Below are 23,078 nucleotides of genomic sequence, written 5' to 3'. Positions count from 1 at the left end.
CCCTGCCTCCCACCGCGCCAAGGCCGGCCGCCCTTCGCGCCAGGGGTTGGACGCGCTGGAGGCCGAGGCCGCGGCGCTGGCTGGCCCGCCGCATCTGGGCGCCATCGCCGTGGGCTGCGCGCTGGGCTATCTCGATTTCCGCTTCGCCGGGCTGGCCTGGCGCGAAGGGCGGCCGGCCTTGGCGCGGTGGGAGGCAGGGATGGCGGCGCGGCCCGCGATGCAGGCGACACGTCCACCGCCGGCATCACCCGCCGGAAATCATTAACCGGATTAAGATTTGGGCAACCAAACCAGCGCAGAGCCGACAAAGGACGACACTTCTCGGGGACTCTGCCGCATGCGTATCCGTACCTTCCTGCTGGCCTGCTTCTGCGGGGTCGCGGTTCCCGGTGCGGGCGCCTCGCTCTGGCTGTCCTCCAATGCTTTCTCTGCCTGGCAGCGCGCCGAGGAAGGCCAGCGCTCCACCGATGCCGTCAGCGACGCCCAGCGCGCCCAGACCGCCATCGCCGTCGAGGTCGGCGCCTTCGCCTCGAACCTGCGCATGCCGGTGCCGCAGCTCGACGTGCTGCGCGAGGCCGCGCTGCAGACCGACCGCCGCCTGCAGGCCGCCGCGGCGACCGCGACCGAGGCCGGCTTCCAGGCGGCGCTCGCCCGCGACACCCTGGCCCGCATCCAGCAGGTGCGCGCCCGCGCCCATGCCGAGATGGCCAAGCCGCTGGAGCAGCGCGACGCCAACCTGCCCAACGTGACGCAGGAGACGCGCAACCAGTCGGTCGAGGCGCTGCGCCGCCTGGCGACGGAAGCCGCCGACCGCGTCACCGCCACCGCCCCCGGCGCCGCCCTGCTGGTCGAGGTCGCCAGCGCCGCGATGGATTTCCGCGACTTCATCGGCCGCCGCAGCGTGCCCGTCACGGCCTGGGTCGGCGGGCTGGCGGTGACGCCGCAGGCCTATGACGACATGCTGGTCTTCACCGGCCGGATGGAGCAGGCCTGGTCCGGCGCGCAGCGGCTGATCGCCGAGCTGCCGAATGCCGAGCGGCTGCAGCAGGCGGTGGTGGCGCAGCGCGCCATCCAGGCCGAGCTGGAGCCGCGCTGGCGCCAGATGCTGGTCCTCGGCCGCACCGCGCTGATCCAGGGCAAGGTCGACTGGGGCACCACGGTGGCCGAGTTCCGCCCCTGGTCGGTGAAGTCCCAGGCCGAGATCCTGTCTCTCCGTGACGCCGCGCTGGATGACGCCATCGCGCTGACCGATGCGGCCTCCGACCGAGCGCTGATGATCTTCTCCGGTGCCCTGGCCCTGGCCCTGCTGGTCGGCGCTGCGGCGGTGCTGTCGGTCGTGCTGCTGCTGAAGCGCCTTGTCGCCCCGGTGCGCCAGCTGACCGAGGGCGTCGGCCGCATCGCCGCCGGCGAGCTGGAGATCGCGGTGCCGCATCGCGGCCGCGCCGACGAGGTCGGCGAGATGGCCGAGGCGGTGGAGGTGCTGCGCGCCAATTCCGTCGAGCGCCGCCGCATGGAGGAAGCCGCCGGCAAGGCGCAGGCCGAGCGGGTCCGCCGCGCCCAGCATCTCGAATCCCTCGTCCGCGACTTCGAGGGCCGGGTCGGCGAGATGACCTCCATCGTCTCCTCCGCCTCCTCCGAGCTGGAGGCCACCGCCCGCTCGATGAGCGACACGGCGGCCATGACCAACCGCCAGGCCGGCACCGTCGTGGGCGCGGCCGGCGAGGCCAGCAGCGGCGTGCAGACCGTCGCCGCCGCGGCGGAGGAGCTCGCCGCCTCGATCCAGGAGATCAGCCGCCAGGTCGGCCAGGCCACCGCCGTCGCCTCGCGCGCGGTGGAAGACGCCCAGCGCACCGACGGCGTCGTCCAGGTGCTGGCGGTCGGCGCGCAGAAGATCGGCGACGTGGTCAAGCTGATCAGCGACATCGCCGGGCAGACCAACCTTCTGGCGCTGAACGCGACGATCGAAGCCGCCCGTGCGGGTGAAGCCGGCAAGGGCTTCGCCGTGGTCGCCTCCGAGGTGAAGTCGCTGGCCGGTCAGACCGCCAAGGCGACCGAGGAGATCAGCAGCCAGATCGGCCAGATCCAGCTGGCGACCGGCGAGGCGGTGACCGCCATCGGCGCCATCTCGCGCACCATCGAGGAGGTCAGCAGCATCGCGGTCGCGATCGCGGCGGCGGTGGAAGAGCAGAGCAGCGCCACCAGCGAGATCGCCCGCACCGTGCAGCACACGGCGGAAGCCACCGAGCAGGTGACGGCCAATATCTCCGCCGTCAGCCAGGGCTCGACCGAGACCGGCGCCGCGGCGACCCAGGTGCTGGCCGCCGCCTCCGAGCTGGCGCGCCAGTCGGAGCAGCTGACCGAGCGGGTCGGAACCTTCGTGGCGGAGGTGCGGGCGGCCTGAGGCGGGCAAAGTTGACCTGAGACGCAGCAGGGGGCGGTAATTTTTCCGGTCCCTGCAACCTTTTGCCGTTGCGACGGTTACGCGCTTTGCCATCCTTAGCAAAGAACCGCCGCCATGACCCGCATCGACACGCCGCGCCCGGCGCCTGTCTCCGATCCTCTCGGCGCGGAGGGTGCGGGCTGGTGGCGGCGCAGCTTCGCGCAGGACCCGGCCTCGCGCCCCGGCCAGCCTCCCATCGTGCCGCTGCCGCTGCTGGCGGTGCCGCCCGCGCCCAGACGCCGCCCAGCCCCCCGCATCGTTGCCTGAGCGGATTGCGGATTTCACGCATTCTTCCATCGCCCGGCTTGAAGAAATCACCAGGCCGGAAAGACCGGCGACAGTAGAGTCGACACAGGACGATACTCTTCGCAACAGAGTCTGTAGTCGACTGATCGGACGGGAAAATTGCCGGGCGTTGTGCTGCAACCCCGGCATGGATCGTTGCTTGTCCGTCCGTGCTGCCGCATGGTCCCATGATGTTGCCGACAAACCTGTCATCTTCTGCCGTTCCGGCACGGGCAGGGACGCGCCCTGCCGTCCAGCCGCCGCGGGGGGGCTGTCCCTCTCCATCTTTCGGGAGGGCGCCGCCGTGAGCCCGCCCGGCGATGATGCGGGCGGCACGCCGCCCGACCCTCTGGTCCTCGTCGTCGACGACGAGCCCGCCTGGGCCGAGGAGCTCTGCAGCACCGTCGGCCGCTATGGCTTCCGCGGCCGCGCCGGCCATTCCTGGGACGACCTGCAGCGCATCATGGCGGAGGAGGCGCCCGACGCCATCCTGCTCGACCAGCGGCTGGGCCGGGTCGACACCGTCTCCCGCCTGCCGGAGCTGCGCCAGGCGACCGATGCCACCATCATGGTCATCACCGCGAATGTCAGCGAGGTCGACCGCATCCTCGGGCTGGAGAACGGCGCCGACGACTTCCTGGTCAAGCCGATCTCGGGGCGCGAGGTGGTGGCGCGGCTGCGCGCCCGGCTGCGTCGTCGGCCGGAAGGCGCCGCCCCCGCGCCGCCCCGCGCCGCCGCTGCGACGCCGGCCGGCAGCGGCTGGCGCTTCGATCCGCGCGGCGGCGGGCTGTGGCGCCCGGATGGCAGCCGCGTGCATCTGAGCCTGGCCGAGTTCCGCATCATGGCCGCGCTGCACCAAGCCAGCCCGCAATCGGTCAGCCGCGATGCGCTGTCGCAGATCGCCTTCGGCCGGCCCTGGCATTTCGGCGACCGCGCGGTGGACAACAGCATCCTTGGCCTGCGTCGCAAGCTGGGTGACCTGCGGCTGGGCGGCACCATCCGCACCATCCGCGCGGTGGGCTACGTCTTCACCGGATTTCCGGAAGACTGAAGGTAGCCGGTCCCTCCGGCCGAGCCCCGAGGCAATAAGAGGTGTCATCGGAACGGTCCGGATCCGTTCCGACACCGGCGGACAGTCCCAGCACAACACGGGCGACATTCGCCGGGCGTCGGCGCGCGGCCTGACACAGACCGTTTGTCGCCCACGACGTCGAACAAAATCAGCGTCAAAGCCGTGATCTGACTGCAGGATCAGCCAGCTGAGCGTTTCCTTCCGAACTCCTTCGCATGTTGCTTACGACGTCGTGAGTGCGCGGGGCAGTGACCGAAAACGGTCAGCCTCAGGCGCTGAGCCGCGCCGCGGCGACGCCAATGCGACGCGCTCGGCGCTGAAGCTGCTGCGCGCCGCGGCGGTGATGGGCGGCGGCCATGCGACGCAGCTGACGACGCTGGGCAATGCCGCCGGCGCGCTGGTCTCGGCCCAGGTCATGGCCATCGCGCCGGCGGTGACCACGCCCGCGCCGCCGGTCGAGGGCGCGCTGGTGCTGGGCCCGGTGGGCTCCCGCGCAGCACCCCGCAGATCCGCCTGCCGCGGCTGGGCAGCGTCACGCTGACCACGGTCGGCTGCGGCGGCGATCCGCTGAACGATGCCAGCGTCAGCATCCTGGCGCGCAGCGGCATCGCCAGCCTGCAGTCCGGCAGCGTCAACGCGCTGCGCTTCGACGGCCAGCGCCAAGGCCGCGCTGGCGCTGCGCGGCTTGGGCCAGCGCGTCACTGGCCTGCCGATGAGGCTCTGCCTGGCGCCGCTGTTGCGCTGAGTTGCCAGGGACCGCGCGACGCCTATCCTCCTCGTCCACACCGGGGAGAAGAGGAATGCGGACGCTCAGGGCCGGCCTGATGGCCGGGCTTTTCATCGCGGGCTTCGGCACCGCGCAGGCGCAAGCACCACGCCAGGACGAGTTCTTCTGGCTCGGCGAGATCAACAAGGCGACCGCGGTGATCAACACCGAGGAAGGCCTGCTCGACCGCGCCGTCGCGCCGCGCATCGCGGGCGGGCTGGCGGCCGTGCTCAAGGCAGGGGCGGCGCCGGGGGCGCGGCGACCCTCCACCGTCATCACCTTCGAGCCGCTGCTGATCGAGGCCGCGGGGGTGGAAGCCACGCTGCTGCATGCCGGCCGCTCCAGCCAGGACATGCATGCGACCTACCGCGCCGCCATCCTGCGCGACGACCTGCTGCAGCTGGCGGACGCCTTGCGCAGGACGACGGCGACCATGCTGCGCCTGGCCGGGCAGCATGCCGGCACCATCGTGCCCAACTACACCAACGGCGTCGCGGCGCAGCCCAACAGCTACGGCCACTATCTGCTCGGCCATATCGCTGGTCTTACGCGCGATGCCGACCGGATCCGCGAGGCCTATGCCCGTGTCGACCGCTCGCCGATGGGCACCACCGTGCTGAACGGCACCGGCTGGCCGCTGAACCGGGCGCGCATGGCCGGCTATCTCGGCTTCGGCGCGCTGGTCGACAATGCCTATGACGCCAGCCAGATCGCCTCGGCCGAGATGCCGGTGGAGGCCGGCGCCATCGTCACCGGCATCGCGCTGCATGCCGGCAGCTTCATCGAGGACGTGATGACGCAATACGCGCAGTCACGGCCCTGGATCCTGCTGCAGGAGGGCGGCGGCAACACCTATGTCTCCAGCGCCATGCCGCAGAAGCGCAATCCGGGCCTGCTGAACGACACGCGCAGCCAGGCCTCGACGGTGATCTCGCTGGCGATGGGGCGGGTGATGCAGGCGCACAACATCCCGCCCGGCATGGCCGACGCCAAGAGCGTGCGCGACAACAGCACCATGATCGCGGCGACGGTGCGGCTGCTGCAGCAATGGGATCGCATCCTGGGCGCGCTGGTGATCAGCCCGGAGCGCGCGCTGGAGGAGCTCAACAGCGACTGGACCGCCAGCCAGGAGCTGGCCGACCTGCTGATGCGCGAGCACCGCCTGCCCTTCCGCGTCGGCCATCATTTCGCGTCCGAGATCGTCGATTTCGCCAAGGCGCATGACATCCGCCCAAGCGATTTTCCCTATGCCGAAGCGCAGCGCATCTATGCCGAGACGCTGCGCGAGATAAAGGTGGAGGGCGGCCCGCTGCCGATCACCGAGGCCGCCTTCCGGCAGGCGCTGGACCCGGCGGCGATCGTTGCGGCGCGCGCCACCAGCGGCGGGCCGCAGCCGGCGGAGATGACCCGGATGCTGGCCGCGGCCGGCACGGCGCTGAGCGATCAGGAGAAATGGATCGCCGGGCGGCGGGGCCATATCGCGGCCTCGCTCGCCCGGCTGGATGCCGACTTCGCGGCGCTGCTGCCGCGGTAGTTCTTTGCTGTTTCGCGTGATTTAGACGGTTCGGTGATACCGCCTCACGCCATCACGCTCTACTTCGCCCGCGTCAGCGCGGGCGAAGGCCGCCGCTTGGCCAGCTCCATCAGCCGGGGCTTGGCCAGGCGGAACAGGCACCAGACGGCGATCAGCCCGACCGGCAGCAGGCTGCCCCAGAGGCTGTAGCGCCCGGTGGTGGCCAGCAGCCCGGCGCCCACCGCCCAGAACAGCGCGCGGATCATCTCCTTCGGCAGCGTCTTGTGGTCGCCGCCGCTGCGATAGACGATGTAGACGATCCACATCATGGCGACCTGGCTGAGCGCCAGCAGCACGCCCATCATGGTCGGGTGGATCAGGAAGAAGACCGGCAGGTACTTCATCATCTGCAGCACGGCATAGAGCGGCAGCCGCCCCTGCACCGGCTGCTGGTTGTAGAAGTGGAAGGCCAGCCGCAGCAGCACCATCAGTATCACCCAGGCGGTGATCGCCGGCAGCAGCTCCAGGCTCGAGGTCGAGCGGGTGAAGGCCGCGGCCAGGCAGCCGACGACGCCGAGGCCGATCGCCCAGACCCAGCCCGAAGGCTGGATCGGATAGTCGCGGAAGCGCGCGACCTCCTTGCTCAGCGTCGGCTTGGCCTCGCGCTTGGCCGCCACCATGTCGTTCTCGAAATAGCCCATCTCGTAGACGCAATGCAGCGACAGCAGCAGGAAGGGGATGCTGATGGCATGCCGCAGCAGGTCGTCGAGGTCGCGCGAGGTGCCCAGCAGCAGGATCGCGAAGTCGACCAGCAGCACCTTGTCCAGCATGTGCAGCAGGCCATACTTGGCGCGGATGCTGTAGCGCAGCGGGAAGTAGCGGCGCTCGGCGGCCGCCACCGTCTCGCCCTGCGGCGGGATCAGGATGCCCTGCCGCGCCGCCAGCAGCAGGTCGCGGTCGTCAAGCGAGTCGGAGATGGCGGTGGAGGCGGCGACGGCGCGGCGGCCATAGGCCTCGTCCAGCAGCGCCAGCTTGCCGCGCGAGAAAGCGCTTCGCGAGGGTGTCAGCGGCGTTGCCAGCAGCGCCACGCCGTCCCAGCGGCTGCCGCGCAGCATCGGCCGGATCAGCCAGGCCATGCCGAAGCTGACGATGACGCAGCGCGACGCGTCGATCGGCGCCAGCGCCTCGGCCACGCTGTCGCTCGCCCGGGCGGCGAAGAGCGCCGGCGCCCGGCGCCGCCAGGCCAGGATGGTCCAGGGCATCAGCAGCATCAGCAGCAGGCAGCAGACATAGTCGCGCAGCCGGAACCAATGCGGCAGGCCGGTCAGCCGCCACGGGATCAGATCGCGCACCAGGAAATCGATGGCGGCGGCCATCCAATGCGGCCGGCAGGACAGGATATAGAGCTCGGTGCTGTTGCCGCCGAGCAGCGTGTGGTCGAAGTCGACGAAGACCGGCGCGGTCTCGGAAGGGGGGTCCTCCGCCAGCGCCGTCGCCAGATCCCGTTGCGGGAGATGGTCCCGGCCCTGGGTCATGCCCGTACTCCTGCTTCCGTGATGCAACGCGGAACATGCGAGAGATGAGGCGCAGCGAACAGGCGAAACTCGCTCCGGTGCCGTGGCAGCCCCGCGATTTTCCGCATCAGCCTGGGCTGGCCTCCCTGCTGCAGCGCAACCGTCACCGGTATCATCGCCAGCGCCGGGCTTGCGAGAATCCAGCCGACAAAACCGCGAGCGACCGTGGGCAGGCAGTCTACCAGGGCAGAAGCCCTTCCTCGCCGGCGAAGATGCCGCTCGCGTCCTCTGGCCCGAGCAGGGCATGGCGCAGCACCACCATGGCGCCCTGCGCCGCGCTGCGCGGCGCTGCCCAGGCATTGGCCGCCGTCGCGATCGGGCCGGGACAGACGGCGGTCACCTTGATCCCCTGCGGCGCCAGCGCCTGCGCCTGGCTGAGCGTCAGCGCGTTCAGCGCCGCCTTGCTGGCGAGGTACATGGCCCCGCCGGCCGAGGCTGTGGTGCTGCGCCGCACCAGGCTGGCGGCGCGGTCGGAGACATTGACCACCCGCGCCGCGGGCGAGCGCGCCAGCAGCGGCGCCATTGCCTCGGTCACCAGCGCGACGCCGAGCAGATTGACGCCGAAGCTCTCCTCGAAATTCTCGCGCAGCGTCAATTCGGGATCGCGCTCGCTCTGCACGCCGGCATTGTTCACCAGAATGTCGAGCCGGCCGTATTCACGGCCAATCAGTGCCGCGAGCGCCGCAATCGACCAGTCGTCGGTGACGTCAAGCAGGACCGGCTGCAGCCAGCCGGCCTCCGCATGGCGCGCCGCGGCGTCATGGCCGCGCGCCAGGCTGCGGCAGCCCAGCAGCACATGCGCCCCCTGCCGCGCCAGGCCGCGGGCCACCGCCAGGCCCAGACCGCGATTGGCGCCAGTGACCAGGGCGAGGCGTTGATCGGCAGGCATGGGCATCGGCTCCGGCAGGGCGGGGCCCGGGCGGCACGCCCGGGAGCTTGCGAGGGCAAGCCGACGCCCCCATAAGACCTCAACCTAGGTTAAGGTCAAGGGCCATGGGCGAGACGCGGCCGAGGAGCGTGCTGTCGGTCGGCGAGGCGGCGCGGCGCGCTGGGGTCGCCGTCTCGACGCTGCATTTCTACGAGGCCAAGGGGTTGATCAGCGTCAGCCGCAGTGGCGGCAACCAGCGGCGCTATCCGCGCGAGGTGCTGCGGCGCATCGCCGTCATCCGCGTGGCGCAGCGGGCAGGCATTTCCCTGGCCGAGATCCGCGAGGCCTTCCGCGCCATCCCGGAGGGCCGCGCGCCGAGCCATGCCGAATGGGAGCGGCTGTCGGCCGACTGGCGCGCCATGCTGCAGCAGCGGATCGACGGGCTGCTGCAGCTGCGCGACCAGCTGGACAGCTGCATCGGATGCGGCTGTCTGTCGCTGCCGGATTGCCCGCTGCGCAACCCGGCCGACCGCATGGCACAGGAGGGCGCCGGGCCGCGGCTGCTGCAGCCGAAAGGGCAGTGAAGCACTATATTCTATCGTGAAAATCCCGGCGCGGAGTTGCCGAACCAGCCGGCGCGACCTATATCCGCCGCCACAGGATCGGCACCGCGCAAGAAGGGCCGGCAGGGGAACGGGGACGTCGCCTTTAAGACCGTCCAGGAACCGTTGAATGTTCGCGACCCCCCGCCAGACGACCCCCCGCCAGATGCGTCTTGGCCTCTTCCTGCTGTCGACCGGCCACCACATCGCCGGCTGGCGCCATCCCGGCGCCCAGGCCGATGCGCCGGTGAATATCCGCCATTACGCCGAGATGGCGCGGCTGGCCGAGGCCGCGCGCTTCGACATGCTGTTCCTGGCCGACAACAACTGCGTGACGCAGACCGACTGGCCGGCGGTACGCCGCACCAGCCGCACCAATATCTTCGAGCCAATCGCGCTGCTTTCGGCGCTGGCCATGGTGACCGAGCGGATCGGGCTGGTGGCCACCGGCTCCACCACCTATGCCGAGCCCTACCACACGGCGCGCGGCTTCGGCACGCTGGACCATCTGTCGGGCGGGCGCGCGGGGTGGAATATCGTCACCACCTCCAACGCCAACGAGGCCTGGAATTTCGGCCGCGAGAGCCATCTGGCGCATGCCGACCGCTATCGCCGCGCCGCCGAGTTCATCGAGGTTACCAAGGGTCTTTGGGATTCCTTCGCCGACGACGCTTTCGAGCGCGACGCGGAATCCGGCATCTATTTCGACGCGGCCAAGCTGGATGTGCTGAACCATCGCGGCGAGGAGTTCGCCGTCCGCGGCCCGCTGAACCTGGCGCGGCCGCCGCAGGGCCATCCGGTGCTGGTGCAGGCCGGCGGGTCGGAGGCCGGCCGCGACCTGGCCGCGCGCCTGGCGGAAGTCATTTTCTCGGTCAGCCAGACGCTGCCGGAGGCGCAGGCCTTCTATGCCGACATCAAGGCACGCCTGACCGCCGCCGGCCGCGACGCCGACGCCGTCAAGGTTTTGCCCGGCTTCTTTCCGGTCGTCGGCCGCACGCGCGCTGAAGCCGAAGACCAGATGGCAGAGCTGCAAAAGCTGCTGCATCCGGATGTGGGGCTGTCGCTGCTCTCCTTCCTCACCGGCGGCTTCGACTTCTCGAAGTTCGATGTCGACGGGCCGCTGCCGGAGCTCCCGGACACCGATGTCGGCAAGGCGCGCCTCAAGGTCATCGCCGATCTCGCCAGGCGCGAGAACCTGACCATCCGCCAGCTCTATGAGCGCATCGCCGTCTCCCGCGGCCACCACATGATCGTCGGCAGCCACACGGAAGTCGCCGACCGCATGCAGGAATGGTTCGAGGGCCGCGGCGCCGACGGCTTCAATGTCATGCCGCCGACCTTCCCCGCCGGCTTCCGTGCCTTCACCGACCTGGTGGTGCCGGAGCTGCAGCGCCGCGGGCTGTTCCGCACCGAGTACAGCGGCGCGACGCTGCGCGAGCATCTCGGCCTGGCGCGCCCCGAACGTGCTTCGCGCGGCACCCCCGCGCTTCCTTCGAACTGACCCCGCCGGAGCCCCTGGCCATGATGTCCCTCCTGCCACGGCGCGCGGCGCTCGGCCTGCTCGCCACCCCCGTCATCCTGCGCGGCGCTGCGGCGGCCACCACCGGCTGGCAGCCGGACCGGCCGATCCGCATCATCGTGCCCTTCCCGGCGGGCGGCGGCGTCGACCTGGTCGGCCGCGTGCTGGCCGATGCCTGGGCGCCGGTCTTCAACCAGCCGGTCGTCGTCGAGAACAAGGCCGGCGCCGCCGGGGCGCTGGGCATCGAGCAGGTGTTCCGCGCCGCCCCTGACGGCACCACGCTGGGCGTCACCAGCGCCGGCAACGTCACCATCGGCCCGCTGCTGCGCCGCACCCCCTACACGCCGCTGACCATGACCCATGTCAGCCGGCTGACCACCAGCCCTTTGCTGCTGGTGGCGCGCAAGGACCTGCCGGCGGCTGATCTCGACGCCTTCCTGGCCTGGGCCCGCGCCAAGCCGCAGGCGGTGCGCTTCGGCTCCGGCGGCATCGGCTCCAGCCCGCATCTGGCGATGGAACTGCTGAACCTGCGGCTCGGCACCGACATGCTGCATGTGCCCTATCGCGGCACCTCGCCGCTGCTGGCGGATCTGGCCGCCGGCACGGTCGATGTCGGCTTCAGCGACGCCGCGGTCTGGCCGATGGTCGACCAGGGCGTGCTGAAGCTGCTGGCGGTCTCCACCGCCGAGGCCTGGCCGCGCAGCCCGGCGACCCCGGTGCTGAACGGCCGCGCCGGCGCGTTCAACGTCAGCAACTGGTACGGGCTGGTGGCGCCCCCGGGCCTGCCGCCGGCGATCCTGGCGCGGCTGGAGGAGGAGGCGGCCAAGGCGCTGGCCCTGCCCAAGGTGCGCGAGGCCTATGCCACCTCGGGCTTCACCGCAGCGCCGCTGCCGGAGCGCGACTTCGCGCCCTTCCTGCAGCGCGAGGTCGATCTGTGGAAGGGCGTGATCGAGGCGGCGAAGATCGAGGTCGAGGGCTGATCTACAGCCCGCTGGCGGCGACGAAGATCGCTGCCAGCTTCTCGATCCCGGCCTGGTCCGCGGCGTCGAAGCGGTCGGGCACCGGGCTGTCGAGGTCGAGCACGCCGAGGACGCCGTCCTTGCCGACCACCGGCACCACCAGCTCGGCGCGGGAGGCGGCGTCGCAGGCGATGTGGCCGGGGAAGGCGTGCACGTCGGGCACCAGCACCGAGGCGCCGCGCTCGGCCGCCGCGCCGCAGACGCCGCGGCCGCGGGCGATGCGGACGCAGGCCGGCTTGCCCTGGAAGGGGCCGAGCACCAGCTCGCCCGCCTCGCGCAGGAAGTAGAAGCCGGCCCAGTTCAGCTGCGGCAGGCTGTGGAAGATCAGCGCCGAAAGATTGGCGGCATTGGCGATCATGTCGCGCTCGCCCTGCAGCAGGGCTTCGGCCTGCTGCGCCAGCTCGGCGTGGAACTCGGCCTTGCTGCCGGCCGCGATGGGGCGTGCCTCGAACATCGTCCGGGTCCTCCTTGCTTCGCGGCCGGCATAGCGGGTCTGCCGGGCTTATTCCACCCGGGCGCCGGATGCCTTCACCAGCGGCGCCCAGATCTTCACTTCCTCGGCGACATAGGCGGCGAAGCGGTCGGGGGTGTAGCCGCGCATGCCGGGGGTGCCGAGCTCGTCGAGCCGCGCCTTGATCGCCGGGTCGGCCAGCGCCGTGTCGACGGCGGCGGCCAGGCGTTCCTGGATCGGCTTCGGCGTCCCGGCCGGGCCGAACAGCCCGTACCAGGAATAGGCCTTGTAGTCCGGCAGCCCGACCTCGGCGGCGGTGGGCATGTCCGGCATCAGCGGCGAGCGCTCCGGCGTGTTGACGAAGAGGCAGCGCACCTGGCCGGCCTCGTGGAAGGGCTTCAGCAGGCTGGGGATGTCGTGGGTGAACTGCGTCTCGCCCGAGACCAGGGCGGTGAAGCTCTGCCCGGCGCCGCGATAGGGCACGTGCTCGGCCTGGGCGCCAACCTGCCGCAGGAAGTTGCTCGAGGCGATATGGCCGGTCGTGCCGACGCCGCTGCTGCCGTAGGAATAGGCGTTCGGCCTGGCCTTCAGCGCGGCGACGAAGCCGGAGAGGTCGCGCACGTCCCAGCCCTTGGCGGTGACGCCCAGGCAGATCGGGATGAAGACCGTCGGCGCGATGGCCGCCAGGTCCTTGACCGGATCATAGGGCAGGTTGGCATAGAGGCCGACGGCGATGCCGGTCGAGGACAGCGTGGCCAGGACGAAGGTCGAGCCGTCGGGGGCAGACTTGGCGACGAAGTCGGTCCCCACGGTGCTGCCGGCGCCGGGCCGGTTCTCGATCACCACCGACTGGCCGAGAATTTCGGACAGCTTCGGCGCCAGCATGCGCATGGTGACGTCGGTGCCGCCGCCGGTGGCGAAGGGCACGATGACGCGGATCGGCCGCGACGGCCAGGACTGCGCCCGGCTGATCTGCGGCATGGCAAGGCCGGCGGCGGTGAGGGCGAGCAGCCGGCGGCGGCTGGCGGCGAGCATGGTCATGCTGAACAATCCCCTGGGCGTGGCGGCTTAGTGCGAGCCGCCATTGACCGGCAGCACCTGGCCGGTGACGAAGCTGGCGAGGTCGGAGGCGAAGAACAGCACGCTGTCGGCGATGTCCTGGGCCGTGCCCATGCGGCGCAGCGGGATGCCCTCCAGCACGCGCTTCTGGCCCTCGGCGCCATAGCCTTCCCATTGCCGGGTGACGGCGGGCACGCCGGTCAGCATCAGCCCCGGCGCCACCGCATTGACCGTCACGCCATGCGGGCCGAGCTCATGCGCCAGCTGCCGGGTCAGGCCGATCACCGCATGCTTGGCGGCCGTGTAGGCCTGGATGCCGGTGCGCGACGGCCGCAGCCCGGCGCCGGAGCTGATATTGACGATGCGGCCCTGGCCGGCGCGCTTCATCGCCGGCGCCGCGGCGCGGCAGAGGGCGAAGGCGGCGTTCAGGTTGACGTCGAAGATGGCGTCCCAGGCCGCATCCTCGACGTCTTCGATGGCGCTCTGCTGCTGGCCCAGCGTGCCGCCGGCATTGTTGACCAGGATGTCGATGGCGCCGCCCGCCTCGGCCTCGACCGCGGCGATCCAGCGCGCGGCGGCGGCGCGGTCGCGCAGGTCGACCACGGCGGTGGACATCCCTGTCTGGCGCGAAGCGGTCTCCGCCAGCAGCGCCGCGTCGATGTCGGTGGCAAAGACGCGCGCGCCGCGCGCGGCGAAGGACTGGGCGACGGCGCGGCCGATGCCGGCGGCGGCGCCGGTGACCGCGACGACGCGGCCCGAGAAGTCAAGACTCACGGCTTCTTTCCCTGGAGCGGAACCGCCTCGTCCTGACCATGCCGGGCGGCCAGGATGACCAGCGCGATGGCGGCCGAGGCCTCGATATGATGGATGCAGGCAGCCTCCGCCGCGTCGGCGTCGCCGGCGCGGATGGCGGCCAGGATGGCTTGGTTCTCGGCCATGCTCTGCGCCACGCGGCCAGGCCATTGCACCGAGCTGAAGCGCAGCAGCGCCAACCGGTTGTGGATCGACTTCAGCATGCCGGCGATCACCGCATTGCCGGCGCCCGCCGTCATGGCGGCGTAGAAGGCGGCATTGGCGTCGATCACCCCGGGCCCGTCGAAGGTTTTTGCCGCGACTTCCATGGCGTCCATGGCGGCGTCCAGCGCGGCGAGCTGCGCCGTGGTGCGGTGCTGCGCGCAGAGCCGGCCGACATGCCCCTCCAGCAGGGCGCGGGCGGCATAGGTCTGGCGCGCCTCCTCCAGTGGCAGCGGCCGCACCACCGGGCCGCGATGCGGGATGATGGTCACCAGCCCCTCGGCCTCGAGCTGGCGCAGCGCCTCCCGCACCGAGCTGCGGGCGGCACCGGTCACGGAACAGAGCTCACGCTCCGGCAGGCGCTGCCCGGCGCGGTAGCGGCCGGAGACGATCGCCTGTCGCAACTGACAGGCCACCGCCGCGCGTACGCTGCCCGCCGCCTCGGCCTCAGACGGCACGGCTTTCTGGCTGTTGGAAGCAGGCAGGCTTTCGAGAGGCAGGGCCGCGGACATGGCGGGAGCCTCAGGCTTCGTCCGACAGGTGTCAATCAATTTGTCAGACGAAATTCACTGGATTGACGGACATTCCGGGTGGGTGCAGAGCGGAGCCAGCCATTCAGGGGAGATGCGCCATGGCGGGACCGGTTTCGGAATCCATCATCATCTGGGGCGCCGGCGCGATCGGCGGCACCATCGGCGCGTATCTGGTCCGCGCCGGCCATGACGTGACCTTCGTCGACGTGGTGGAGGAGCATGTCGCCGCCATCAATGCCGAGGGGCTGACCATCGACGGCCCGGTCGCCGCCTTCACCATGCCCGCCCGCGCGGTGACCCCGGCGCAGCTGACCGGCCAGCACCGCCTGATCCTGCTGGCGGTCAAGGCGCATCACACCGAGGCCGCGACCCGCGCGCTGCTGCCGCATCTGGCCGCGGACGGCGCCGTCGTCTCCTGCCAGAACGGGCTGAACGAGCTGATCATCGCCGACATCGTCGGCCGGGCGCGGACCATCGGCGCCTTCGTCAATTTCGGCGCCGACTATATCGCCCCGGGCCGCATCACCTATGGCGGCCGCGGCGCCGTGGTGGTGGGCGAGCTGGACGGCGCCACCACGCCGCGCATCACGGCGCTGCACAAGCTGATGCTGCAATTCGACGAGGACGCCGTGCTCAGCGACAATATCTTTGGCTATCTCTGGGGGAAGGGGGGCTATGGCGCCATCCTGAAGTCCTCGGCGCTGACCAATGATTCCATCGCCGACTACATCGCCGATCCGGCGAGGGCGAAGATGCTGCGGGCGCTGGTGCGCGAGGTGCTGACCATCGCCCGCGCCGAAGGCGTCTCGCCGCTGGGCTTCAACGGCTTCGATCCGGCGGCCTTCCTGGACCAGGACGAGCCGGCGATCCAGGCTTCCATGGTGGCGATGGAAAACTACAACCGCGGCTCGGCCAAGTCGCATAGCGGCATCTGGCGCGACCTGGCGGTGCGCAAGCGGCCGACCGATGCGGGCGCGCAGCTGGCGCCGATGCAGGCGGCGGCGCGCCGGCACGGCCTGCCAACGCCGCTGGTCGACAGGCTGGTAGCGCTGATCGCCGCGGTCGAGCGCGGCGAGCGGCAGATCGGCGACGGCCTCGCCGAAGAGCTGGGAGCGCTGGCATGATCGCCGCGCAGGATCTCGCCGCCGGCGTCGACAGCGCGAGGCTGATGGACACGCTGAGCCACCTGGCGCGCTTCGTGAAGCTGGCCGGCACGCCGCCGGAACGGGAAAGTCTCGAGGGGCTGAAATTCCGCCTGGCTTCCTATGGCTATGCCACGCGCATGCTCCTGCACGACGCCTATGTCAGCCTGCCCGGCGCCTGCCGCGTCACGGTCGATGGCCGCGGGCTGCGCGCCATCACCCATTCCATGGCGCTGGCTTCCCCGCCCGGCGGCACAAGCGGCCGGCTGGTGCATCTTGGCGCCGGGGGCGAGGCCGATTTCGCGGGGCGCGACCTCGCCGGCTGCATCCTGCTGGTCGAGGGCATCGCCAGCCCGGCCGTCGCGGCGCGCGCCGCCCGCGCCGGCGCGGTGGCGCAGCTGCATGTCAGCCCGCATGCGCATCTCCACGAGATGTGCATCTCGCCGCTCTGGGGCAGCCCTTCGCCCGAGACCCTCTCCCAGCTGCCGCGCACCGTGGCGGCCAGCATCGACCGCGCCGAGGGCGAGGCGCTGATGGCGCGTCTCGCCGCCGGCGAGGCGCCTGAGGTGGTCATCGAGGCCGAGATCGATGCCGGCTGGCGCCCGACGCCGATCCTGGTCGCCGAGCTCGACGCGCCGACCGGCGCCGAGGCGCCCTTCATCCTGTTCTCCGGCCATCACGACACCTGGTACGAGGGCGTGATGGACAATGGCGCCGCCAATGCCTCGATGCTGGAGGCGGCCCGCCTGGTCGCGCAGCATCGCGACGGCTGGAAGCGGGGGTTGCGCCTGTGCTTCTGGTCGGGCCATTCCCAGGGGCGCTATTCCGGTTCCGCCTGGTATGCCGACGAGCACTGGCAAGAGCTCGACCGCCGCTGCGCCGTGCATGTGAACATCGATTCCACCGGCGGCACCGGCGCGACCCTTCTGTCCAACGCCCCCGCCAGCCCGGAACTGGCCGCGCTCGCCGAGGCGGCGCTGCAGGCCGAGGGCGGCCAGCCCTTCGGCGGCAAGCGCCCGGCACGCAATGCCGACCAGTCCTTCCACGGCATCGGCCTGCCGAGCCTGTTCACCACGCTCAGCGAGCAGGCGCCCGGCGGCGTGGCCATGCGCAACGCGCTCGGCTGGTGGTGGCACACGCCGGACGACCTGCTGGACAAGATCGACGAGACGCTGCTGGTGCGCGACACCCGCGTCTATGCCCATGCGCTGTGGCGGCTGCTGAGCGACGCCGTGCTGCCGCTCGACTATCGCGGCAATTCGTCTGCCTTGGTCGCCGAGATCGAGGATCTGGCGGCGAGGCTGGGCGACGCTGTCGATCTTTCGGCCCTGCTCGCCGAGGCGCAGGCGCTGCGCGACCGTGCCGCGGCGGTGGCCGGCCTGCCGGAGGTTGATCGTGACGCCGCCCTGATGCGGCTGTCGCGCAGCCTGGTGCCGCTGGAGCAGACCACCGGCGACCGCTTCGCCCACGACCCTGCCTTGCCGCTCGGCGCCTCGCCGGCGCTGCGGCCGCTGCACCGGCTGGCCGGCGCGGAACCCCGCAGCGAGGCCTGGCAGCAGGCCGCCGTCGAGGCGCGCCGCTGCCGCAACCGCCTGGCCGAGCAGCTGCGGCTGCTGCGCGCCGCCTGGTGACAGCCTGGGCGGGGTGACCATCGCCCCGCTCGCCCCGAAGCCCGGCCTCCCCTTCGAGCCTGCCCAGTAACGAATCATTGATCTTCTTGTGGAAGGGTGCTCAAGGGTCGTGGCGTCGCCGTTTCTCGCGGGGTGGATCTCCACCCGGAGCCGGCGCCGCCGCGTGGGTTTTTCCGGCCTGAACAAGCACTTATCCAGGCCTCGGGGGGATTGATGACGGGTATTGAGACGGCGGTGCGGGATGCGCTCGCCAGCCGCGCGCGGCTTTCCACCGACGCCAAGGCCATCGGCGCCGAGGACGATCTGTTCGATCGCGGCCTGACCTCGCTGATGACGGTCGACGTCATGCTGGCCCTCGAGGCCCGCTTCGACCTGGAATTCCCGGAAGAGGCGCTGACCCGCAATTCCTTCCGTTCGGTCGCCTCGCTGCGCGACCTGCTGGTGAGCCTGGGCGCCGCCGCGTGACCAGCCCGGGGGGCCTTGCCGAGGCGATCGCGGCGGAGAGCGCGTCCGGCACGGCGCCGCTGCCGGGCGCCATCGAGGGTCCGGCCGCCGTCGCCGCCGCCCATGCCGAGGCCGTCGACCGCGAGGGCCGCTTCCCGGCCGAGGCGATCGCGGCGCTGCGCCAGGCCGGCCGACTCGGCATGCTGGTGCCGGCCGCCATGGGCGGGCCCGGCGGCACGCTGGCGGATGCGGTGCGCGACTGCTTCGCCGTGGCGCGCGGCTGCGGCTCGGCCGGCATGGTGCTGGCCATGCATCACAGCCAGATGGCCTGCCTCGTCGCCCATGCCGGAGACGCCGCCTGGCCGCGCGAATACCTGGCGCGCGCCGTGCGCGACGGGCTGCTGCTGGCCTCCGTCACCTCCGAGGAAGGGGTGGGCGGCAACCTGCGCCGCTCGCTCTGCGCGCCGGAGCCGGCTGCGGCCGATGATCCGGACCAGCGCGCGCATCTGGTCAAGCGCGCCACCAACATCTCCTACGGCGCCCATGCCAGCGCCCTGCTGCTCTCCGCCCGCCGCGCCCCCGACGCCGCCGAGGCCGACCAGGTGCTCTGGCTGCTCGGCCCCGACGACTACAGGCTGGAGCGCACCGGCGGCTGGGAGACCATGGGCATGCGCGGCACCCGCTCAGAGGCCTTCGTCGTGCGCGCCCGCGCCGGGGCCGAGCAGGCGCTGTCGACCGGCTTCGGCAGCATCGCCACCGAGACGATGACGCCGGTGACGCATATCCTCTGGGCCGGCCTGTGGATCGGCATCGCCGCCGACGCGCTGGACCGCGCCCGCGCCGCGGTGAAGGGCAAGCTGCGCAAGTCGGGCGGCAGCGCCGCCGGCGCCCCCGGCACGCCGCGCCTGGCCGCCGCGACCGAGCGGCTGCTGGCGGCCGAGGCGCTGCTGGCCTCGGCGCTGCGCCGCTATGGCGAGCCGGGCAGCGCGCAGTCGCGCGAGATGCGCCCGGCCGAAGTGAACATGCTGAAGACGGCCGTGTCCGAGGCGACGCTCGACGCCGTCGGCCAGTGCCTGATCGCCGCCGGCCTGGCCGGCTATCGCGTCGATGGGGCGCATGCCCTGTCGCGCCACCTGCGCGACCTGTGGTCGGCGCCGCTGATGGTGCCGAACGACGCCATCCGCGCCGCCTCCGCCACGCTGATGCTGGGCCCGCGCCCGCAACTCGGGAGATTCCTGTGAGCGACGTCATCACCCCCCGGATGCCGGCCGAGGCCGGCCGGCCGGAAGTCTTCCGCGACGCGCTGCTCGCCGCCGGCGTGCTGCTCGATGGCGGGGGGATGGGGCTGATGCTGCGCTCCGGCGCCTTCGAGGACGCCGCCCGCGGCGTCGAGATGCTGATGGCGCGGCAGATGGCCGGCGACGACGCCGAGGTCATGATGCCGCCGCCGGCCATGCCGCTGCGCACCCTGACCCGCACCGGCTACATGCGCTCCTTCCCGCAGCTGGCGGGGACCATCTCCTGCTTCTGCGGCGACGAGGCCGGGCATCGCCGCCTGGTCGCCAGCATGGAGGCGGGCGAGGACTGGACCGGCCAGCAGGAGCCGTCCGAGGTCTCGATGATCCCGGCCGCCTGCTACCTGACCTATGGCCAGGTGGCGCAGCGCGGCCCCGTCGCCATGGACGGCAAGCGCGTCGCCGTCGAGGCCTGGTGCTTCCGCCACGAGCCGTCGCCCGATCCCTGCCGCATGCTGATGTTCCGCATGCGCGAATGCGTCTTCTACGGCACGCCGGACGGGGCGAAGGCGCATCGCGACCAGTGGCTGGCCCGCATGGGCGAGATGGCGGCGATGCTGCAGCTGCCCTACACGATCGAGCCGGCCAACGACCCCTTCTTCGGCCGCATCGGCAAGATCATGGCGCGCAGCCAGCTCGAGCTCGAGCTGAAGATGGAGCTGCTGATCCATGTCTCCGACCCGGTGAAGCCGACCGCCTGTGCCTCGGTGAACCTGCACCTGGACAGCATGGGCGCCAAATGGGGGCTGGAGACGGAGGATGGCGCCGTCGCCCACACCGCCTGCGGCGCCTATGGCATCGACCGGCTGACCCTGGCACTGTTCCGCCACCACGGCCCGGAGCTGTCGGCCTGGCCGGCGGGAGTCCGCGCCGCGCTCTGGCCCTGAGCCGCCATGCCCGAGGGTAGTCTCCCCGCCGCCGTCGAAGCGCCCCGCGCCTCGGCGGCGCCGCGCCCGCTGCCGGTGGCCTTCGGCGGCTGCACCGGCTGGTTCCATGCCGCCGCGCGCCCGACCGGCCGCGCCGTGCTGATGCTGGCCCCGGATGGCTACGAGGCGCTGTGCTCGCGCCGGCCCTGGCGGGAGCTGGCTGCACGCCTGGCCGAGGCGGGGCTGTCTGTCCTGCGCTACGACCATCCGGGCGAGGGCAGCAGCGACGGCATCGAGGAACTCCCCCCGGACTTTTCTGTCTGCGCCGACACGGCGGTCGAGGCGGCGGCGCTGCTGAAGCGGCTGTCCGGCGCGGCCGAGGTCTCGGTCCTCGGCATGCGGATGGGGGCCATGGTCGCGGGCCTGGCTGCCGCGCGGATGGATGCGGCGCCGCTGGCGCTGCTCTACCCGGTGCTCTCCGGCCGGCTGCACGGGCGCGAGATGCGCGTCCAATCCGACCGCGGGCCCGAGGGGCCGGAATTCCTGGGCTTCCCCTGGACCGACGCCGCCATCGCGGCGCTGTCCGGCCTCGACCTGCCGGCGCTGCTGGCCGCTGCCCCGCCGCGCCCGGTGCTGATCCTGGCCCAGCCGCGCATCGCCGAGGCCGCCGGCAAGGCCGCCTTGTCGCTGCCGGATGCGCGCACCATCGCCTCCGACGGCTATGACGACCTGGTCGCCGAGGCGCATGCGGTGAAGGTGCCGGAGCCCGCCTTCGACGCCATCATCCAGTTCCTGGCCAAGGACGCGCCCGAAAGCCTGGCGACCGTCCCCGAGCCTGCCGGCCGCCCGGTGATCCAGCTCGCCGGCGGCGGCACGGAAGAGACCGTCTGCTTCGGCCCGAATGACGGGCTGGTCGGCGCCCTGACCCTGCCGGCCCGCGGCCTGGCCCCCGGCGGCCCGGCGCTGGTCATCCTGAACACCGGCGTGAACCACCATGTCGGCAACGGCCGCCTGTCGGTGATCATGGCGCGCCGCGCCGCGGCGGCCGGCATGGCCGTGCTGCGCTACGACGCCCGCGCCCATGGCGAGAGCCACAACCCCGACGGCCTGCCGCTGGTCAAGATCGTGCAGCAGCCGGCGGTGGTCGATGACAGCCGCGCCGCCCTCGACCTGATGCAGCGGCTGGGCTTTCCCTCGGTCGTCATCGCCGGCAACTGCGCCGGCGGCTGGACCGCGCTGCATGCCGCGCTGGCCGATGCCCGCATCAAGCATGCGGTGGTCATCAACCTGCAGCGCTTCATCTGGACCGAGGGCCGCACCTTCGCCGTGCCCTCCCGCCGCCAGACGGTGGCCGAGCGGCAGACCTTCCAGTGGCGCGCCCTGATCGAGGCGCGGCGCAACGGCGCCAGCGCCCTCGACATGCTGCGGGCGGTGACGCCGAACCGCTACAAGATGGCCTGGAAGCGCTCGGTGGTGCGCAGCATGGCGCATGCCGGCCGCGTGCTGCCGCCGCGCCTCGCCGGCATCCTGGGCCCGGGCCGCGTCGCCGGCTGGCTGCGGGCGCTCTCGACCCGCGGCACCGGGGTCAGCTTCGTCTACAGCGACCAGGATACCGGCCTGGAAGAGCTGGAATCCCACTTCGGCGATGGCGGCAAGCACCTGGCCGGGCTGCGCGGCATGGCGCTGGTCCTGGTCCCCGGGGCGGACCACACCTTTTCCAACCGGACCATGCGGCGGGAGCTGCTGGACCGGGTGGATGCGATCATCGCGGCGGTGAAGTAGCCGTCAGGCCGCGGCCAGCGCCGCGGCCAGGTCGTCCAGAAGATCGCCGGCATGCTCGATGCCGATGGACAGGCGCAGCAGGTCGTCGGGGCAGAGCGAGCTGTCGCCTTCCGTGCTGCGCCGATGCTCGACCAGGCTTTCGGTCGAGCCCAGCGAGGTCGCCCGGCGAAAGATTTTTGTCCGTTCCGCGACCCACAGCGCGGCGGCGCGACCACCGGTCAGCTGGAAGGACAGCATGGCGCCGAAGCCGCCTTCGAGCTGGGCGGCGGCCAAGGCGTGCTGCGGATGCGCGGGCAGTCCGGGGTAATGCACCGCGCTGACCGCCGGCTGCGTCGCCAGCCAGGTGGCGAGCCGCAGGGCGGTGCGGCTGGCGGCCTCGACCCGCAGCGCCAGGGTGCGCATGCCGCGCAGCAGCAGCCAGGCCTCGAAGGGTGGCAGCAGCGTGCCGGCGGCGGTGCGGTGGCGCAGAATTTCTGTCCAATCGTCATCGAGCCGGGCGCAGGACAGCGCGCCGGCCACCAGGTCGCCATGGCCGTTCAGGTACTTGGTCGCTGAGTGCAGCACCCAGTCGGCGCCGAGCGCGATCGGCCGCGCCAGCACCGGCGTCGCCACCGTCGCATCCACCAGCAGCTTCCCGCCCGCCCCGTGGACCAGCCTCGCCAGGCCGGCGATGTCGGGCACCCGCCACAGCGGGTTGGTCGGCAGCTCCGCCCAGGCCAGCCGCGTCTGCCCGGGGCGCAGCGCGGCGGCCACGGCGGCCGGGTCGGTCATGTCGACCAGGCTGACCGCGATGCCCCAGCGGGCGCAGAACCGCGAGATGACCTCACGGAACTCGTAATAGCCGGCGGCCTCCAGCAGCAGGTGGTCGCCCGGCTGCAGCCCGGCCAGCACCGCCTGGGCCGCGGCGGCGCCGGCGCTGAAGCAGGCCGTCGCCGCGGCACCTTCCAGCTCGGCCAGCAGCGCCTCGGCCATCCCGGCGGCGGCATTGCCGGAGCGGGCGTAGAAGCCGGCCATGTCGGGCAGCTCGGCCGGGCCATGGCCCAGCGCGGTTACCCCGGGCTGGATCGGCGGCACCAGGCTGCCGCTGGCCGGGTCGGCGTAGTGGCCGAGGCTGGCGAGGCGGGTGGCTGTCCCTTATACACATCCGACGCTGCCGACGATTCTACGCGGGAGGATCTCGTGGGTTGCCGGGGCGCTAAAATA

At 71.9% G+C, this 23,078-nt stretch carries 21 protein-coding genes and 1 pseudogene; 15 read left to right on the top strand and 7 right to left on the bottom strand.

Going from position 1 to position 23,078, the window contains the following annotated elements; all coding sequences use genetic code 11:
- The 6 genes from BKE38_RS17300 to BKE38_RS17275 all read left to right on the top strand — a co-directional run.
- On the top strand, positions 1 to 265 hold a 265-nt coding region (locus BKE38_RS17300), incomplete at its 5' end, for a glutathione S-transferase C-terminal domain-containing protein (protein WP_367595898.1).
- Between the two features lie 72 nt (positions 266 to 337).
- On the top strand, positions 338 to 2,401 hold the full coding sequence (locus BKE38_RS17295; RefSeq protein WP_076958521.1) for a methyl-accepting chemotaxis protein: 2,064 nt from the start codon (positions 338 to 340) through the stop codon (positions 2,399 to 2,401).
- A 114-nt stretch (positions 2,402 to 2,515) separates the two neighbouring features.
- Positions 2,516 to 2,707 (top strand): hypothetical protein, encoded by a 192-nt coding sequence (locus BKE38_RS17290; RefSeq protein ID WP_076958520.1) that lies wholly within the window; start codon positions 2,516 to 2,518, stop codon positions 2,705 to 2,707.
- 322 nt (positions 2,708 to 3,029) lie between these two features.
- Positions 3,030 to 3,776 carry a response regulator transcription factor gene (locus BKE38_RS17285; RefSeq protein ID WP_076958519.1) on the top strand — a complete coding sequence of 249 codons (747 nt, stop codon included), beginning with the start codon at positions 3,030 to 3,032 and terminating at the stop codon, positions 3,774 to 3,776.
- Between the two features lie 253 nt (positions 3,777 to 4,029).
- Positions 4,030 to 4,338 carry a hypothetical protein gene (locus BKE38_RS31545; protein WP_131829628.1) on the top strand — a complete coding sequence of 103 codons (309 nt, stop codon included), beginning with the start codon at positions 4,030 to 4,032 and terminating at the stop codon, positions 4,336 to 4,338.
- A 259-nt stretch (positions 4,339 to 4,597) separates the two neighbouring features.
- On the top strand, positions 4,598 to 6,097 hold the full coding sequence (locus BKE38_RS17275; RefSeq protein ID WP_076958517.1) for a lyase family protein: 1,500 nt from the start codon (positions 4,598 to 4,600) through the stop codon (positions 6,095 to 6,097).
- Between the two features lie 59 nt (positions 6,098 to 6,156).
- Here the strand turns inward: BKE38_RS17275 and BKE38_RS17270 are convergent, their stop codons facing one another.
- Both BKE38_RS17270 and BKE38_RS17265 read right to left on the bottom strand, forming a co-directional pair.
- The gene (locus BKE38_RS17270; RefSeq protein ID WP_076958516.1) at positions 6,157 to 7,611 is read right to left on the bottom strand and encodes a hypothetical protein; all 1,455 of its coding nucleotides are present in this window, start codon (positions 7,609 to 7,611) and stop codon (positions 6,157 to 6,159) included.
- 217 nt (positions 7,612 to 7,828) lie between these two features.
- Positions 7,829 to 8,539 carry an SDR family NAD(P)-dependent oxidoreductase gene (locus BKE38_RS17265; RefSeq protein WP_207553597.1) on the bottom strand — a complete coding sequence of 237 codons (711 nt, stop codon included), beginning with the start codon at positions 8,537 to 8,539 and terminating at the stop codon, positions 7,829 to 7,831.
- Between the two features lie 104 nt (positions 8,540 to 8,643).
- Between BKE38_RS17265 and soxR the strand changes: the two genes are divergently transcribed.
- The 3 genes from soxR (at position 8,644) to BKE38_RS17250 (ending at position 11,619) form a co-directional block, all read left to right on the top strand.
- Positions 8,644 to 9,102: a redox-sensitive transcriptional activator SoxR gene (gene soxR / locus BKE38_RS17260; protein ID WP_076958514.1), complete on the top strand. Its 459-nt coding sequence runs from the start codon at positions 8,644 to 8,646 to the stop codon at positions 9,100 to 9,102.
- Positions 9,103 to 9,250: 148 nt separating this feature from the next.
- Positions 9,251 to 10,621, top strand: coding sequence for an LLM class flavin-dependent oxidoreductase (locus BKE38_RS17255; RefSeq protein WP_076958513.1), 1,371 nt, complete (start codon positions 9,251 to 9,253; stop codon positions 10,619 to 10,621).
- Between the two features lie 20 nt (positions 10,622 to 10,641).
- Positions 10,642 to 11,619, top strand: coding sequence for a Bug family tripartite tricarboxylate transporter substrate binding protein (locus tag BKE38_RS17250; protein WP_076958512.1), 978 nt, complete (start codon positions 10,642 to 10,644; stop codon positions 11,617 to 11,619).
- Between the two features lies 1 nt (position 11,620).
- Here the strand turns inward: BKE38_RS17250 and BKE38_RS17245 are convergent, their stop codons facing one another.
- Genes BKE38_RS17245 through BKE38_RS17230 form a run of 4 tightly spaced genes read right to left on the bottom strand, consistent with a single transcriptional unit; the run spans position 11,621 to position 14,694 of the window.
- Positions 11,621 to 12,112, bottom strand: coding sequence for a GAF domain-containing protein (locus BKE38_RS17245; RefSeq protein ID WP_076958511.1), 492 nt, complete (start codon positions 12,110 to 12,112; stop codon positions 11,621 to 11,623).
- Positions 12,113 to 12,160: 48 nt separating this feature from the next.
- Positions 12,161 to 13,150 (bottom strand): Bug family tripartite tricarboxylate transporter substrate binding protein, encoded by a 990-nt coding sequence (locus BKE38_RS17240; protein ID WP_076958510.1) that lies wholly within the window; start codon positions 13,148 to 13,150, stop codon positions 12,161 to 12,163.
- A 27-nt stretch (positions 13,151 to 13,177) separates the two neighbouring features.
- Positions 13,178 to 13,942 (bottom strand): SDR family NAD(P)-dependent oxidoreductase, encoded by a 765-nt coding sequence (locus BKE38_RS17235; protein WP_076958509.1) that lies wholly within the window; start codon positions 13,940 to 13,942, stop codon positions 13,178 to 13,180.
- On the bottom strand, positions 13,939 to 14,694 hold the full coding sequence (locus BKE38_RS17230) for a GntR family transcriptional regulator (protein ID WP_083747625.1): 756 nt from the start codon (positions 14,692 to 14,694) through the stop codon (positions 13,939 to 13,941). Before BKE38_RS17230 ends, BKE38_RS17235 begins: the two co-directional genes overlap by 4 nt.
- Before the next feature lie 119 nt (positions 14,695 to 14,813).
- On the opposite strand from BKE38_RS17230, the gene BKE38_RS17225 reads away from it, so the two are divergent.
- The 6 genes from BKE38_RS17225 to BKE38_RS17200 all read left to right on the top strand — a co-directional run bounded on the left by BKE38_RS17225 (position 14,814) and on the right by BKE38_RS17200 (position 21,875).
- Complete coding sequence (locus tag BKE38_RS17225) at positions 14,814 to 15,839, top strand: ketopantoate reductase family protein (RefSeq protein ID WP_076958508.1); 1,026 nt, start codon at positions 14,814 to 14,816, stop codon at positions 15,837 to 15,839.
- Positions 15,836 to 17,488, top strand: coding sequence for a M28 family metallopeptidase (locus tag BKE38_RS17220; protein WP_076958507.1), 1,653 nt, complete (start codon positions 15,836 to 15,838; stop codon positions 17,486 to 17,488). The genes BKE38_RS17225 and BKE38_RS17220 overlap by 4 nt, the downstream gene beginning before the upstream one ends.
- Before the next feature lie 213 nt (positions 17,489 to 17,701).
- Positions 17,702 to 17,953, top strand: a complete 252-nt coding sequence (locus BKE38_RS17215; RefSeq protein ID WP_076958506.1) for an acyl carrier protein — start codon at positions 17,702 to 17,704, stop codon at positions 17,951 to 17,953.
- Positions 17,950 to 19,173 (top strand): acyl-CoA dehydrogenase family protein, encoded by a 1,224-nt coding sequence (locus BKE38_RS17210; protein WP_076958505.1) that lies wholly within the window; start codon positions 17,950 to 17,952, stop codon positions 19,171 to 19,173. The genes BKE38_RS17215 and BKE38_RS17210 overlap by 4 nt, the downstream gene beginning before the upstream one ends.
- On the top strand, positions 19,170 to 20,114 hold the full coding sequence (locus tag BKE38_RS17205) for an amino acid--[acyl-carrier-protein] ligase (protein ID WP_083747624.1): 945 nt from the start codon (positions 19,170 to 19,172) through the stop codon (positions 20,112 to 20,114). The genes BKE38_RS17210 and BKE38_RS17205 overlap by 4 nt, the downstream gene beginning before the upstream one ends.
- Positions 20,115 to 20,120: 6 nt before the next feature.
- Positions 20,121 to 21,875: an alpha/beta hydrolase gene (locus tag BKE38_RS17200; protein ID WP_076958504.1), complete on the top strand. Its 1,755-nt coding sequence runs from the start codon at positions 20,121 to 20,123 to the stop codon at positions 21,873 to 21,875.
- 3 nt (positions 21,876 to 21,878) lie between these two features.
- Here the strand turns inward: BKE38_RS17200 and BKE38_RS17195 are convergent.
- Positions 21,879 to 22,982: pseudogene (locus tag BKE38_RS17195) on the bottom strand (trans-sulfuration enzyme family protein); the annotation flags it as partial.
- Positions 22,983 to 23,078 lie beyond the last annotated feature (96 nt).

Origin of the sequence: Teichococcus deserti, assembly GCF_001982615.1 — a bacterium.
In the GTDB taxonomy this organism is placed as follows: Bacteria; Pseudomonadota; Alphaproteobacteria; order Acetobacterales; family Acetobacteraceae; genus Pseudoroseomonas; species Pseudoroseomonas deserti.
Note: the sequence above shows the minus strand (reverse complement) of the source record. Positions and strands in the feature narration are given on the sequence as shown.